This is a genomic window from Corynebacterium pyruviciproducens ATCC BAA-1742 (genome assembly GCF_000411375.1).
Taxonomy (GTDB): Bacteria; Actinomycetota; Actinomycetes; order Mycobacteriales; family Mycobacteriaceae; genus Corynebacterium; species Corynebacterium pyruviciproducens.
Map to the genome: position 1 here is coordinate 1,448,041 of NZ_KE150446.1, position 15,453 is coordinate 1,463,493.

A 15,453-nucleotide genomic window follows, 5' to 3' on the forward strand; every position below is an offset into this window, starting at 1 on the left:
TCCTTATCTTTTACGTCTGAACGGGGTAGACCGTTCAGACGTCTTCCGGCCTGCGCACCGCGCGACCCAACCGGTCGCTCACCACGGGGGCCCAGGGCAGGCGCAGGTGGGCGGCGGAGAGCAGGTTAACGTCCCACTCGTGCAGAGTGCCCTCGTGGAGGATCCGGATCGCATCGGCAAACTCGTAGGCGAAGTCGATCTCGTGGGTAGTGAAGATGATGCCCACATCGCTCACCGTGTTCAGCGCCTTCATGAGCAGGTCCGCCGCGTAGTAGTCCAGGCCGGCGGTCGGCTCGTCAAGAAGGATGTAGCGCGGCTGCATGGCCAGCGCACCGGCGAGCGCCACGAGTTTCTTCTGTCCGAAGGACAGCTGGTGGGGGACGCGGTGGGCGAGGTCGGCGATGCCGAGCTGCTCCATCGCGCGGGTGGCGCGCGCCTCCGCCTCGCTCGGGGTGAGCCCCAGGTTGAGGGGGCCGAAGGAGACGTCGGAGACGACGGACGTGGAGATGAGGTGCGCGTCGGGCTCCTGCAGCACCAACTGAACTAACTCACGGTGAGCCGTCCGCCCCTTGCGGGAGTAGGACAAAGGTGCGGCGTCGACAAGCACAGACCCAGAGACCGGCTTCAGCGAGCCAGCTAGGACCCTAAACAGCGTCGTCTTGCCGGAGCCGTTAGCGCCGACGATACCGAGCCGGGAGTCAACGGCGACAGAGACATCCAGTCCGTTGAGTACTCCCGGGACAACAATGCCAGTACCTTCAAGGCTCATAAAACATACCCCACACAAAACGTGGCAACCAGGACCAGGGCGATCGCCACAAGACGCGCCGGACGGGCCGGCACATAAGAATGAAAAGTCTTCACTTCAAGCGGGTCCGCACGCAACTCCAGGGCCTCCTGCATCAACCGGGCGCGCATGAACGCAACCACAAAGAGCGAGGCGCCAATGAGCCCCGTGGAGTGCATCCGGGTGCGGAAAGTCCGCTCCGAGAGCCGCTGCGCCGCGGCCTCGCGCATCCCCACGAACGTCTGCCACAGGGCGCCGACCATGCGATACATGATCTGCACCACGTAGGTGAGGCTTGTGGGAATGTGCACGCGCCGCGCCCACGAAATGATGTCCGACAGTGGCGTTGTGCACGCGAACAGCAGAGTTCCAGAGGCTGCCACCACACAACGCCACCACACGGACACGGCGTTAGAAAATCCGCCGGGGACGGCGACGATCCCGGAGCTGGTCAGGTTCCATACCAGCGGGATCATGCCGACACCCACGAACACTGCGTTAAAACCGATGATTGGGAGATAGAGCTTCAACGGGGGTTTAGCCCAGATGAACGCGATAATCAACGGCACGGCCACCACGGTGGGATTAACCGCGACGGCACAGAACGTGAGCCCCACAAGGAGGAGGATTTTCTCCGCCGTTGGCACGGTGGAAATCCGGGAGCTCGCAGCAGCCGCTTCGAGCTCGAACACGGTGTTACTTGACGCTTTCTAGGTTCGCGCCCTGAGCAGGCGCGGAGCCAGCGTCCTCCGGCTCGGTCACGTTCTTGCGGCGGGCCTTGTAGTAGCCCAGCACGTAGCCCACAAAACCGGCACCAAGCGCAGCCTGGAGGGCGAAGAGACCGGACTCGACCTCGCCGGGAAGCTCCGGCTGCCACTCGAACCACGGCTCGTATCCCGGGTTCTCCTGCTCAATGAGGTCGCCACCCTTATCGTCGGCACCACCGAAATCGGAGCCACCGGCCACGAAGAACGGCAGGATCACTAGGAAGATGATCGCGATGATGGACAGAACTAGATTCCTGGTTTTCATGCGTGTGCAGCCTCCTTATTTGCAGCGGCGACAGTGTCACTGCTCGAAGGACGCAGGAAGCCCAGCGAGGTGAGCTCCGGAATGGCAACCTTCTCCAGGGTCTTGATGATGATGACGGTGATGATCGCCTCGACGATCGCCAGTGGCACCTGGGTGGGCGCGTACAGCGCGAGGAACGTTCCCGCAGCCTGGAGCAACCCGCCCTCGTGGTGCGCCATGGCCAGCTGCAGCGCGGTGGTGGAGTACGTGCCCACGTTGGCCAGGAACACGCCGAGGAACACCGCAGCAGTCTGGTTCCACTTACGCAACGCCACGAACACGCCGTAGGCCACCCACGGGCCGACGATCGCCATGGAGAAGATGTTGGCCCCCAGGGTGGTGATCCCGCCGTGAGCCAAAAGCAACGCTTGGAACAGCAGGACAATGGCGCCAAGCACCGCCATGACCGGTGGTTTAAATAATATGGCGCCCAGTGGTGTGCCGGTGGGGTGCGAGCTCGAGCCCGTCACCGACGGCATCTTAATTGCGCTCAGCACGAAGCTAAAGGCACCAGCCGCGCCAAGCAGCATGGCGGTTTCCGGCTTTTCCTTGATTTGTTTTTGCACTTTGTATGCGCCGTAGACAACGAACGGGGTCGCCGCTACAGCCCATCCGACGCAGTGCTCAACGGGCAAAAAGCCCTCGGCAATATGCATAGGATACGCATCCTTATAAATTCTGCGGCCAGTACCTCGCCAGCCACATGATGAATTTTCCGCGGAAGCTTTTCGCAGGCAGCCGGTCTCCTGGCTTAGCCCCTCCACGCAGTAACGTGCGTACCCGAATCGCTTCCAGCCTTCCCACAGCCATGCGGCCACAGTGACCCCGTTGCCACTAAATGCAACGGATCGAAGCGCCCCAGGCGCGGGGTGAACCCCGCCTCGGTGCCACACAGTGACGAGGATCGCTTTCGGGTCTCACCGAAAATTCCCGTTCACTGCCATGAACAAACTTCGTTTCACAGCCTACTACCAGCAACCCCCATTGCAAACCCTCAATTGATTGTCTTTTTCTCCTCACCCCCCGACACCAGGCGCTATAACGGCTGGTACACGCACTCTTTCCTGGGCCACACCACTAACTGCCAAGTACAGTCGGCGCCCCTACCCCGCCCGCAACCTCCCAGCACCCACCCCACGCGAAGAAGAGAGCTCCGCCTTGATCATTCTTTCATAATTATTTTTCCATAAATGCCATTTTATCTATAGGTTAGACTGTGGCAAACATTCCAATTGAGATGGTTGTTACATGATTTTCCCGAAGAAAATGCCCGCCATCCTCGCGACCGCCACGCTGGCCTTGGGGCTGACCGCCTGCGGTGGAGATTCCGAGAGAACCACCGTCACTGAGGCGGCAACCCCCGCGACGTCAATCACCGTCGTGTCTACCGACACCGATAACGCGGATGATGACAAGGAGACCACGCCGTCCACGGCGACTGTACCCTCCCACAACGGCGCGTCCGTAACCATCGACGGCGCCGCGGTGCCCGACACCTTTGCCCCCGTTTCTTGCACCAACGAGGAAGATGACGGCCAGCCGGAGCTCAACATCCACGCGGGCGCCGAAACCCCGAATGACCTCGAGGTGGAAATCATCGATCCAGATGACACCCCGCACCTGGGTGGACTCTCCGTTGAGTCCGAGGGCAACCGCGAGTTTGAGCTTTCCGATTCGCAGGAGGCTGCCGCCACCGTGAAGAAGAGCGGCTCCGAGTGGACCATCACCGGCGAAGGCACCTACGACGGCACCGAAGGCACTGCCCTCCCGTTTGAGGTAAAGGTGAGCCGCCCGGCCTCAGCGCCACACCAAGGCCACAACGCCAAAACCACGTCAACCACCCTGGAACGAGGTTTGTACAAGCATCCCCTATCCTGGGTTGCTTTCTTTACGATTCGCCCCATTACACCCACCGATTTCCCCCTCATGGAACTTTTGTCTACGAACCTCCGACCAATTGGGTAGCGGACTGAGGAGACCAACAGGCCACCTTGACAGCCCGCACAATTTCATCATTATTACTTGTTTTGGCACTTCAGTGAGCCCACAAGTAACCCATTAACGAGCACCTGTGGACCTCGTAGAACTATCCAGGTGGCAATTCGGCATTACCACCGTCTACCACTACATTTTGCCCCCGCACTATCGGACTCGCCCCATGGTGGCGCTCATGCAAACCATGTGGCACACCACCGGCAAGGACCATTGGTACAGGGCGACACGATTCTTCGGCACCGCCTTCCTCATCAACTTCGCCATGGGCGTAGTCACCGGCATCGTCCAAGAATTTCAATTTGGCATGAACTGGTCCGATTACTCCCGGTTCGTTGGCGATGTCTTCGGCGCACCACTCGCTTTCGAAGGTCTCGCGGCCTTCTTCTTCGAATCTATTCTCCTCGGCTCCTGGATCTTCGACTGGGGGCGCCTCCCTAAAGCCCTCCACCTGGCAAGCATCTGGATCGTGGCCACGGCCGTCAACGTCTCGGCCTACTTCATCATCGTGGCCAGCTCCTTCATGCAGCACCCCGTCGGCGCCCGCTTCAACCCGGACACCGGTCGCGCGGAGCTCGTGGATTTTTGGGCGCTGCTCACCAACCCCACCGCGCTCGCTGTGTTCCCCCACGCCGTTTTCGGCTCGTGGATTACGGCCGGAACGGTGGTGGCCGCCGTATCCATCTTCAAGAAAGTGACTTCTACCAGCACTGCTCGCAGAATAATCGAGGAAGATAGCAAGCTGTGGCGCGCGTGCAGCCGGATGGTAAGCTACGTTATCCTCCTCGGCACCGCGGGTGTCGCCGCCACCGGTCACCTGCTGGCGCAGCTCATGTTCCAGCAGCAACCGATGAAGATGGCATCGGCGGAGGCACTATGCCAGACGACGCTGGATCCGCACTTCTCTATTCTCTCCATCGCCACGTTTAATGGTTGCGAATCCGCCCGCCACCTCATCGGTGTCCCGTTCGTCCTCTCGTTCCTCGCCGCCAACCAATTCACCGGTGTCACACCAGCTTGCGCCCGCCCTCGACGAGGTGCGACAGGCGGCGGACGCGCGGACGCGGGCAGTGCGCACCCACGAGCGCCCCTCGCCGTGGCGGCCGCGTTAACAACCCTCATTGCGGGGCTCACCGTCCTCGGGTTCGTTGTTCTCGGTGCCGCGCACTACCCCGCCGTTGGGGACCCGACGTGGCTGGGCATGGCGGTACTGTTGGCGTTGGCGGCGTTCGAGTCCCACCATGCCCTTCCGTCGGCTGACTCCCAGGCACCCCTGTCGAGTGAGGCTGCGCAGCGCCTGCTTGCGTGCACCGGGCACACGAGTCCCGCCGGGTTGTCTCCCGCCCAGACTGTCTCGCCCCCACGCACGGACATGGCGGAGGCGAGTGTGCGTGTGGTGGGAACCGCGACCGGGCCGGCCGTGGCGGTGCACAATGGTGTCTTCCGCCCCGGTGGTCCGACCTGGAGTTTTTCGGTCGGCTGCGGCCAGACGGCAGTAGTCTCTGCGCCGTCGGGCTTTGGGAAAACGTCGCTAGTGGAGGCAATCGCCGGAATCGTGTCGCCGCACAGTGGCACGATCGACATTGTGGGCATGGAAGGACGTGCGCCCGCCGAGGTTCTTCGCCTTTACGAGGAGGATGAGTGGATCTTTAGCACCACCGTCCGTGAGAACCTCCTGCTTGCTCAGCCCGCCGCCGACGACGCAACGCTCACCGAGGCGTGCCGTGCGGTTGGTTTTCCGTTGCCACTCGACATGGTGCTTGCCGACGGCGCGAACTCGCTGTCCAGCGGGCAGCGCCAGATTCTCGCCCGCGCGCGCCTCGACACCACCCTCATCGTCTTGTTCGACGAGCCCACCGAGCACATTGCCGAGGCGGACGCTGCCGACCTGCTGGCCACGCTGGCAACCCCGGAGGCGGGCCGGGCGAGGATCGTCGTCACCCATGCGAGCACCGACGTGAATCACTTGGTTTTTACCACCAATAATCCGTAGACTTCTTGAGTGTTACATTGATGAAAGGGTGATGCCTGCATGGCGCGCACAACCGTTCCTCGCCAGTCAGTTGAGACCAATGCCGCCAAGCGCTGGGCCCGGGTGGGGATCGTCGCCGCGCTCATGGTTCTCACGCCATTCATCGCCATCATCGCGGGCCCGGCCGATGTCACACTCGGACAGGTGGTAGGCGTCATCGCCAGCCATATCCCGGGCGTTCCCGTGGAGATCACGTGGAGTCGGAACATCGATGCGATCGTGTGGACTACCCGCCTACCCCGCAGCCTCCTCGCCCTCGGGGTAGGGGCCGTGCTGGGGGTGTCCGGCGTGGTGCTGCAGGCGGTTGCACGCAACGCGCTGGCGGAGCCCTTCGTCCTTGGAATCAGCTCCGGTGCGGGAACCGGCTGCACCATCGCGCTGCTCGTCCTGGGAATCTCATCTACCACCGGGGTGGGTCTCCTCGCCTTCGCTGGGGCGCTGGGGACGCTCGCCATCGTCGTGGGCCTCACCGGCCGCTCCCCCAACCCGCTGCGTCTCGTTCTCGCGGGCCTCGCCGTCGGATTCTCCCTCCAGGCGGTGACGAACCTCGTCATCTTCACGTCCGGTCGCCCCGAGGCCAACCAGGCGATCATGTTCTGGATGCTGGGCTCCCTCGGCCGGGCGACGTGGCGCACGGCTCTCATCATGGTCGTGGTCGCCGTCGCACTCACGGTACTGCTCGTCATCTGTTCTCCGCTTATCGACGCCCTCTCCACCGGCGACCGTACCGCCCAAGGAGTCGGCATCAACCCGGGCCGCCTTCGTGTGGCGCTCCTCGTCCCGGTTTCGGCTGCGGTGGCGCTGGCGGTGTCCTTCTCCGGCGCGATCGGGTTCGTGGGGCTCATCATCCCCCATCTCATGCGGCGGTGGACCGGCCACGCCCACCGCGCACTCGTGTGTTCCTCAGCACTGGCGGGTGCGGGGTTTCTCACATTGACGGACACCGTGGGGCGGGTCGTGGCGGCCCCCATGGAGCTCCCCATTGGCGTGGTCACGGGCCTGATCGGAGGACCATTTCTCGCCTACGCTCTCACTAAAGGCAGGTTAGGCTAACTACATGCCCTAGGTTAGTATTCAAGGTGAAGTATCTTTGTATCTCGAAAGGACACCCCATGCGTAAGTTATCCACTGTCGGACTTGCCGTCGTCATGTCCGCAGCCCTCGCCCTCTCCGGCTGCGGCGAAAGTGCCGTCGACAAGCAACAACAGACAACCACCGCGACAGCGCAGGACACCGCAACCACCGTCGACAGTTGCGAGGAAACGCTCACCTTTGAGAAGGCTCCCGAGAACGTCCTCATGCTGAGCGAAGTCGATGTCTCCATCCTCTACGAACTCGGCGTGCTCGACCACGTCACACACAAGGCCGGCGTACAGCGCGTCTCCGGTATCGATGCCGAGATGGAAAAGGCCATCGCTGCCATCCCCTCTGTGGAGGCAGGTGAACAGGCCTCCGGAGGGGCACAAATGTCCACCGAGCAGATCCTCGATATCAACCCGGACCTCGTCATCGCCTTCGACACCGGTGTTGACCGCGACGCGCTGCGCGAGGCCGGCATCCCCGTCTACGCCCCTGATACCTTCTGCACCGAAAAGGAGCAAGGCCCCGCCAGCTGGGACAACGTGAAGAACGAGATCACCAAGGTAGCCGCCATCTTCCACGTCCAAGAAAAGGGCGAAGAGCTCATCAATAAGGTGGAAAGCGAGCTGCCCACCCCGGCGGCGGACACCAACCTCAACGCCGTAGCGCTCTACGTCACCCCGGGCTCCACCGAGATGTACACCTACGGCAACACCTCCATGTTCGACCCGATCCTCGCTGCCAACGGCCTGACCAACATGTACACCGACAACTCCACCCGCGTCTTCGATGCCTCTGTGGAGGATCTCCTGGGCAAGAACCCCGATGTCATCGTCCTCACCAGCGAGGACGGCGACGAGCAAGCAGCCCGTGACGCGTTCGAAGCCCTCCCCAGCGCCAAGGACCTCAAGGCAGTACAGGACAACAAGGTGTACTACGTGCCATTCGCCCTCACCGACCCGGCAACCACCCTCTCGGTCAGGGGTGCCACCACCCTCGCCAAGCAGCTGCAGGGCTAGCACATGCACCACACCCTACGAGCAGACAACATAACCGTGGACCGGGGAGGAACCCGCGTCCTCGATTCCGTGTGCTTCCCCGCAGCCCACGGCGAAACAGTCGGAGTTGTCGGTCCCAACGGTTCAGGCAAATCCACGCTCGTAGGGGCACTTTACGGAGCGTTCCCACTACAAAAAGGGACCGTAGTGTACGGCGGCACACCACTGGCGGAGCTCACCCGCCGGGACGTGGCGCGCACTGTCGCCGTCGTCGCCCAAGCCGACGAGGAGGGACTTCCCCTCCCCGTCCGCAGTGCCGTAGCGCTGGGCAGACTGCCGTTTCGCACCAACCTCGTCACCCCGGAAACCCCCGAGGACACCGCGAGGATCGAGGCGGCGCTGCAGGCCACCAACCTCACCGGGAAGATTGACCGTTTGACCACGCAGTTATCCGGAGGAGAACGGCAGCGGGTGGCAATCGCCCGGGCGCTCGCCCAAGACACGGACTTCATGCTGCTGGACGAGCCGACGAACCACCTTGACCTCAAGAATCAGCTGGCGCTCCTCGAGCTCATCCACTCCACGGGCAAGACGATTGTGCTCGTCCTCCACGACCTCAACCTTGCCGCCCGTTACTGCGACCGGATCCTCGTGCTCAACCACGGCGCAACCGTCGCGTGCGGGATGCCCTCCGACGTCCTCACACCCGCGCTCATCCGCGATGTGTTCGGGGTGCGGGCAACCCCCATCGACGTCGAGGGGATCAGACAGTTCGTCTTCTGGGCGCAGACAAGCCCCTAAGGATGGTAACCGACGGACTCGAGCAACCCGGGGTCAGTGACGTAGAAGCCGGTCACCTGGCCGAGCTCCACCCCACCCCACTGCAACAGCGACCGATCGAACGGCAGCGGCACGAGGGGAATGGTGCACTCATCAAGGTTGATGAGACCCAGGTAGAGATCCGACCTGCGAAGCAGGAACACCGCCGCCACATTTCGATCGAGAGTCAACTGTTCGGTGGTGAATTTCTTGGGAAACGTCGGCTCGCAGGTGGACGCGCCCAGCGAATCGCTAGGCGATGAGGGAAAACCGATGCTGGTCACGCCAACATCGTGATAATGCGCATGCCCGCTGACAAGCTCACCACCCCGGTGCTCCCACCCCTCAGGCACAAAAGTGTACGCCCTCCACGACTCATCGCCCGGCGATAGCGGCGCGCCCGGCTCTTCCCGGAAGCCCCCGCCATCGACGGTAAACAATGACCACGATGCCACCCCGCCTGACGGCGGCTCGTACACGACAAGTACCACCGGCTCCTGCGCCGTCCCTGATACGAACGCCCCACGGGCAGTCTTCCCCTCCGGAAGTGTGAGGAGGCGCACCGTGGAGGAATCGTCGAAAAGCAAAGACATCACCTGCAATTCCCTCTGCGGAACACTCACCCCGCCCTCGTAGCGGACGATGGGCGACACTGCCACGGCGGAACCGTCGTCGTTGACCATAACATCGGCAAAATCCTCCGTCCCCAGGGTGCCCGTGGCGACCGTCTCGCCGTTGGTGACGGAAAGGGATACGGTGCGGCTAGCGTGCACTTTATACCCCACGAAGCAGTTATTGGGTGAGACCTGCGGTTTCTCTGTAGGATATGTGGCCCCTCCCAGAACCGGCCCCGGCTCCAGGTTGCCCGACGCCGGGTTAAAGAAATGGACGCGGTTGAAGTTATCCACCGCGAGGAACAAGCCGTTACGGAACGGGACGAGGGGAGCGGTGAAATTCGAATCGACAAGAGCGCTGTGCGCCGTGGCGGTGTCATCGGTGGAGAAAATGAGGCTGTATTCAGAATCCCAATCCCTCGCCATACCTGTCACCCGGAAATCTTGATCCACCTGGGTGTTTTGTGCAGGAATCGAGCGCGGATCGACGTTGTCCGGCTCTGAGAGGCCGAACATGTGGCCCACCTCATCGCGCATCACGATAAGCCACGCCCCGGTAAGCCCCACGAACATGAGCACGACGACGACAATCATCGTGTACAACGGCTTGCTTTGTTTTACCTGGCTGACACTTTGATACCTAGACACATAGCGAATATTACGACGATCCAAATAAATCCGCTGGGCACGCAGATGCCTCCGTGAAGGCCGAGCGAACCACGGGTCACCCGGACATGCCAAAGAACCCTGAAACCGTTTGTTTGGTTCCAGGGTCCTTGTTTGTTTGTGGTCGGCGGTGTCCTACTCTCCCACATCCTCCCGGGTGCAGTACCATCGGCGTGGGTTGGCTTAGCTTCCGGGTTCGGAATGGGTCCGGGCGTTTCCCAACCGCTATCGCCACCGACACGTTTGTTCAGGGCTTGTTCAATTCTTGGGTTTTGGTGCACACGTTTGTGCGTGTGTGTGGTGTGTCTGATATTGCATAGTGGACAACGTGTGTGTTTGTGTTTTTTAGTTTTGCGGCTTTTGTTTGCGTGGTTGTTTATATTGGTTATTAGTACCAGTCACCTTCACACCTTGCGGTGCGTCCAGTTCTGGCCTATCAACCCCATCGTCTGTGGGGAACCTCATGGAAACCTTATCTTGAAACAGGCTTCCCGCTTAGATGCTTTCAGCGGTTATCCTTCCCGTACGTAGCCAACCAGCCCTGCCACTGGCGTGACAGCTGGCACACTAGAGGTACGTCCATCCCGGTCCTCTCGTACTAGGGACAGCCTTTCTCAAGTTTCCTTTACGCGCGCGGCGGATAGAGACCGAACTGTCTCACGACGTTCTGAACCCAGCTCGCGTGCCGCTTTAATGGGCGAACAGCCCAACCCTTGGGACCTACTCCAGCCCCAGGATGCGACGAGCCGACATCGAGGTGCCAAACCATCCCGTCGATATGAACTCTTGGGGAAGATCAGCCTGTTATCCCCGGGGTACCTTTTATCCGTTGAGCGACACCACTTCCGTACATCGGTGCCGGATCACTAGTCCCTACTTTCGTACCTGCTCGACATGTCCGTCTCACAGTCAAGCTCCCTTATGCACTTACACTCTTCCACCTGATTGCCAACCAGGCTGAGGGAACCTTTGGGCGCCTCCGTTACACTTTGGGAGGCAACCGCCCCAGTTAAACTACCCACCAGGCACTGTCCTTGAAACCAGATCATGGCCCGAAGTTAGACATCCAATCCGATCAGAGTGGTATTTCACCTTCCGACTCCACGGCCGCTAGCGCGACCGCATCAACGTCTCCCACCTATGCTACACAAACCGAACCGAACACCAATACCAAGCTATAGTGAAGGTCCCGGGGTCTTTTCGTCCTGCCGCGCGAAACGAGCATCTTTACTCGTACTGCAATTTCACCGGGCCTATGGTCGAGACAGCAGAGAAGTCGTTACGCCATTCGTGCAGGTCGGAACTTACCCGACAAGGAATTTCGCTACCTTAGGATGGTTATAGTTACCACCGCCGTTTACTGGGGCTTAAATTCTCCGCTTCGACCAAAAAATGATCTAACAGGTCCTCTTAACCTTCCAGCACCGGGCAGGCGTCAGTCCGTATACATCGAATTAACCTTCTTCGCACAGACCTATGTTTTTGGTAAACAGTCGCTTCCCTCTATTCTCTGCGCCCCACAACCGCCAAAATGCTGTCAGCAACGGTCATGGGTCCCCCTTCTCCCGAAGTTACGGGGGCATTTTGCCGAATTCCTTAACCATAGTTCACCCGTTCGCCTTAGTATTCTCAACCTGACCACCTGTGTCGGTTTAGGGTACGGGCCACACTTGCACTCGCTAGAGGCTTTTCTCGACAGCACAGGATCACCACCATCACCCTTAAAAGGGCTACGCATCACGCCTCACACATATGACAGTCGCATTTAACAAACCATCGTGCCACACGCTTACACCACAATCCACTCAGTGGCGCGGCTACCCTACTGTGTCACCCCATCACTTGGCTACTACCACCTCAGGTCCCACCACCACACACAACCAGCAGAACAAAATCCTGCTATTGGAAGCACATGGAAGCGGTTAGTATCAATGATTCACCACTTGTCGCACAAACGCGGGTACCAGAATATCAACTGGTTATCCATCGACTACGCCTGTCGGCCTCGCCTTAGGTCCCGACTCACCCTGGGAAGACCAGCTTCACCCAGGAACCCTTAGTCATCCGGCGGGTAGGATTTTCACCTACCATTCGCTACTCATGCCTGCATTCTCACTCGCACACACATCCACAAACCGTCACCAGCCTGCTTCACACCATGCACGACGCTCCCCTACCCAAAAACAAAAAAATTATCCTTGCCGCGGTTTCGGCGGTGTACTTCAGCCCCACTACATTGTCGGCGCACAACCACTAAACCAGTGAGCTATTACGCACTCTTTCAAGGATGGCTGCTTCTAAGCCAACCTCCTGGCTGTCATCGCGATTACACATCCTTTTCCACTTAGCACACCCTTAGGGGCCTTAACCGGCGATCTGGGCTGTTTCCCTCTCGACTACGAAGCTTATCCCCCGCAGTCTCACTGCCATAGAACATACATGCGGCATTCGGAGTTTGGCTGACGTCACTAAGACAAAATCCCGCTCAATCAACCAGTAGCTCTACCTCCACAGCACTACTATAACGCTGCACCTAAATGCATTTCGGGGAGAACCAGCTATCACGGAGTTTGATTGGCCTTTCACCCCTACCCACAACTCATCCCCGCAGTTTTCAACCTACGTGGGTTCGCGCCTCCACAAAGTCTTACCCTTGCTTCACACTGGCCATGGGTAGATCACCCCGCTTCGGGTCCAGAACATGCCACCAACACCCTACTTAGGATTCGGTTTCCCTCCAGCTACCCCCAACAAAGGGTTAACTTAAAGCGACATGCCGCTGACTCGCAGGCTCATTCTTCAAAAGGCACGCCATCGCCCACAAAAAGGCTCTGACGGATTGTCAACACACGGTTTCAGGAACTATTTCACTCCCCTCCCGGGGTACTTTTCACCATTCCCTCACGGTACTAATCCACTATCGGTCATTGGCAAGAAATCAGACTTACCGGACGGTCCCGGCAGATTCACAGCAGATTCCACGAGCCCACTGCTACTCGGGGACACCACGCACACAGCCACACACACATTTCACGTACGGGACTCTCACCCACTCCGGCAGGCGATTCCACACCACTTCCGCTACACGCGCACAGCCACTGGCGGCAAAAGGTTGACCACCCACGCAGACCCCACAACCCCACACACAACACCCCAACCAAGGCATCAACGCTGCATGCAGTTTAGTCAAAAATTCGCTTTCGTTCGCCACTACTCACAAAATCACAATTGTTTTCTTCTCACACCAGGTACTAAGATGTTTCACTTCCCTGACCACTCCTGCCTGACTATGAATTCACCAGACAGTAACTCCCATCACTGAAAGCTAGGTTACCCCATTCGGACACCCTCGGATCAACGCTCATACGGCAACTCCCCGAGGCTTAACGCAGCCCACCACGTCCTTCATCAGCTTGCCATGCCCAGGCATCCACCGTGTGCCTAAAAAAACAAAACACACAAACAATCAGGCGCCAAAAAAACTAAAACATGAACAAAAAAAGAAATCACACGCGTCCACTATACAATTCACACACACCACACCACCCCACCCACACAAAACAACACAACGTTTCGTGCACACAAGGCGGCACCAGGAACAAACATATTGCCCCAGACACCCAACAGCATGCCAATGCACCACTCACAAGCCTTGTCGCCAACACAACACGGTACCGAATCCATGAAACAAACGTTTTGCGTCCACACTGGATTAAAAAAAGGTGCGGCAACACACACGGCCACCCAACACCCACAACCACCACACCATGAGCGTGTGACAGCTGACAAAAATAATAAAAAATAAACTCCTTAGAAAGGAGGTGATCCAGCCGCACCTTCCGGTACGGCTACCTTGTTACGACTTCGTCCCAATCGCCAATCCCACCTTCGACCACTCCCCCCGGCAAAAACCGGTTAGGCCATGGGCTTCGGGTGTTACCAACTTTCATGACGTGACGGGCGGTGTGTACAAGGCCCGGGAACGTATTCACCGCAGCACTGCTGATCTGCGATTACTAGCGACTCCGACTTCATGAGGTCGAGTTGCAGACCCCAATCCGAACTGAGACTGGCTTTAGCGATTAGCTCCACCTCACGATGTTGCTCACGCACTGTACCAACCATTGTAGCATGTGTGAAGCCCTGGACATAAGGGGCATGATGATTTGACGTCATCCCCACCTTCCTCCGAGTTAACCCCGGCAGTCTCTCACGAGTCCCCACCACAACGTGCTGGCAACATAAGACAAGGGTTGCGCTCGTTGCGGGACTTAACCCAACATCTCACGACACGAGCTGACGACAACCATGCACCACCTGTAAACAGACCACAAAGGGACGACACATCTCTGCGCCCATCCTGCCTATGTCAAGCCCAGGTAAGGTTCTTCGCGTTGCATCGAATTAATCCACATGCTCCGCCGCTTGTGCGGGCCCCCGTCAATTCCTTTGAGTTTTAGCCTTGCGGCCGTACTCCCCAGGCGGGGCGCTTAAAGCGTTAGCTACGGCACAAACCCCGTGGAAGAGGCTCACACCTAGCGCCCACCGTTTACAGCATAGACTACCAGGGTATCTAATCCTGTTCGCTACCCATGCTCTCGCTCCTCAGCGTCAGTAACTGCCCAGAGACCTGCCTTCGCCATCGGTGTTCCTCCTGATATCTGCGCATTTCACCGCTACACCAGGAATTCCAGTCTCCCCTACAGCACTCAAGCAATGCCCGTATCGCCTGCCAACCAAAAGTTAAGCCCCTGGATTACACAGACGACGCAACACACCACCTACGAGCCCTTTACGCCCAGTAAATCCGGACAACGCTCGCACCCTACGTATTACCGCGGCTGCTGGCACGTAGTTAGCCGGTGCTTCTTATCCAGGTACCGTCAAACAAACTTCGTCCCTGACGAAAGGAGTTTACAACCCGAAGGCCTTCATCCCCCACACGGCGTCGCTGCATCAGGCTTCCGCCCATTGTGCAAAATTCCCCACTGCTGCCTCCCGTAGGAGTCTGGGCCGTATCTCAGTCCCAATGTGGCCGCACACCCTCTCAGGCCGGCTACCCGTCGCCGCCTTGGTAGGCCATTACCCCACCAACAAGCTGATAGGCCGCAAGCTCATCTCCCACCGCAAAAGCTTTCCACCACACCAACCACGGCATAGTGAATATCCGGTATTAGACCCAGTTTCCCAAGCTTATCCCGAAGTGAAAGGCAGATCACCTACGTGTTACTCACCCGTTCGCCACTCGAGCACCCCAGCAAGCTGAGGCCTTTCCGTTCGACTTGCATGTGTTAAGCACGCCGCCAGCGTTCATCCTGAGCCAGGATCAAACTCTCCAACAAAAAACGTCGAATAAGCAAAAAACCAACCCAACAAAACACCAAAACAGTGCTT

Annotated in this window: 10 protein-coding genes, 3 rRNA genes and 1 riboswitch; of the genes, 5 read left to right on the forward strand and 8 right to left on the reverse strand. The window is 59.1% G+C overall.

All coding sequences use genetic code 11. The features are described from left to right. Positions 1–34 precede the first annotated feature (34 nt). Genes HMPREF1219_RS06360 through HMPREF1219_RS06375 form a run of 4 tightly spaced genes read right to left on the reverse strand, consistent with a single transcriptional unit; the run spans position 35 to position 2,514 of the window. The gene (locus HMPREF1219_RS06360) at positions 35–769 is read right to left on the reverse strand and encodes an energy-coupling factor ABC transporter ATP-binding protein (RefSeq protein ID WP_016458073.1); all 735 of its coding nucleotides are present in this window, start codon (positions 767–769) and stop codon (positions 35–37) included. Then, positions 766–1,479 carry an energy-coupling factor transporter transmembrane component T family protein gene (locus tag HMPREF1219_RS06365; RefSeq protein ID WP_016458074.1) on the reverse strand — a complete coding sequence of 238 codons (714 nt, stop codon included), beginning with the start codon at positions 1,477–1,479 and terminating at the stop codon, positions 766–768. The genes HMPREF1219_RS06360 and HMPREF1219_RS06365 overlap by 4 nt, the downstream gene beginning before the upstream one ends. Before the next feature lie 4 nt (positions 1,480–1,483). Next, positions 1,484–1,819 carry an energy-coupling factor ABC transporter substrate-binding protein gene (locus HMPREF1219_RS06370; protein WP_016458075.1) on the reverse strand — a complete coding sequence of 112 codons (336 nt, stop codon included), beginning with the start codon at positions 1,817–1,819 and terminating at the stop codon, positions 1,484–1,486. Then, positions 1,816–2,514, reverse strand: a complete 699-nt coding sequence (locus HMPREF1219_RS06375; protein ID WP_016458076.1) for an energy-coupling factor ABC transporter permease — start codon at positions 2,512–2,514, stop codon at positions 1,816–1,818. The genes HMPREF1219_RS06370 and HMPREF1219_RS06375 overlap by 4 nt, the downstream gene beginning before the upstream one ends. Positions 2,515–2,577: 63 nt before the next feature. Further along, a riboswitch (cobalamin riboswitch) is annotated at positions 2,578–2,846 on the reverse strand. Positions 2,847–3,106: 260 nt separating this feature from the next. Here HMPREF1219_RS06375 and HMPREF1219_RS06380 point away from each other — a divergent pair. From HMPREF1219_RS06380 to HMPREF1219_RS06400, 5 genes are all read left to right on the forward strand, one after another. After that, positions 3,107–3,823: a lipoprotein LpqH gene (locus HMPREF1219_RS06380; protein WP_016458077.1), complete on the forward strand. Its 717-nt coding sequence runs from the start codon at positions 3,107–3,109 to the stop codon at positions 3,821–3,823. A gap of 106 nt (positions 3,824–3,929) precedes the next feature. Further along, a complete protein-coding gene (locus HMPREF1219_RS12195) occupies positions 3,930–5,843 on the forward strand; it encodes a cytochrome ubiquinol oxidase subunit I (protein WP_016458078.1) in 1,914 nt (637 codons plus the stop codon). A gap of 39 nt (positions 5,844–5,882) precedes the next feature. Beyond that, positions 5,883–6,935 (forward strand): FecCD family ABC transporter permease, encoded by a 1,053-nt coding sequence (locus HMPREF1219_RS06390; protein ID WP_016458079.1) that lies wholly within the window; start codon positions 5,883–5,885, stop codon positions 6,933–6,935. A gap of 59 nt (positions 6,936–6,994) precedes the next feature. Further along, entirely contained in the window at positions 6,995–7,981 is a 987-nt protein-coding gene (locus HMPREF1219_RS06395) for an ABC transporter substrate-binding protein (RefSeq protein WP_016458080.1), read from the forward strand. Positions 7,982–7,984: 3 nt separating this feature from the next. Continuing rightward, entirely contained in the window at positions 7,985–8,761 is a 777-nt protein-coding gene (locus HMPREF1219_RS06400; protein ID WP_016458081.1) for an ABC transporter ATP-binding protein, read from the forward strand. On the opposite strand, the gene HMPREF1219_RS06405 is transcribed toward HMPREF1219_RS06400, so the two are convergent. The 4 genes from HMPREF1219_RS06405 to HMPREF1219_RS06420 form a co-directional block, all read right to left on the reverse strand. After that, a complete protein-coding gene (locus HMPREF1219_RS06405; protein WP_156823214.1) occupies positions 8,758–10,041 on the reverse strand; it encodes a hypothetical protein in 1,284 nt (427 codons plus the stop codon). The genes HMPREF1219_RS06400 and HMPREF1219_RS06405 overlap by 4 nt on opposite strands. 140 nt (positions 10,042–10,181) lie before the next feature. Further along, a 5S ribosomal RNA gene (gene rrf / locus HMPREF1219_RS06410) occupies positions 10,182–10,298 on the reverse strand. A gap of 129 nt (positions 10,299–10,427) precedes the next feature. Further along, positions 10,428–13,514, reverse strand: a 23S ribosomal RNA gene (locus tag HMPREF1219_RS06415). Between the two features lie 359 nt (positions 13,515–13,873). After that, positions 13,874–15,401 (reverse strand): 16S ribosomal RNA (locus HMPREF1219_RS06420). The 16S, 23S and 5S rRNA genes sit together here, the layout of an rRNA operon. Positions 15,402–15,453: the final 52 nt, after the last annotated feature.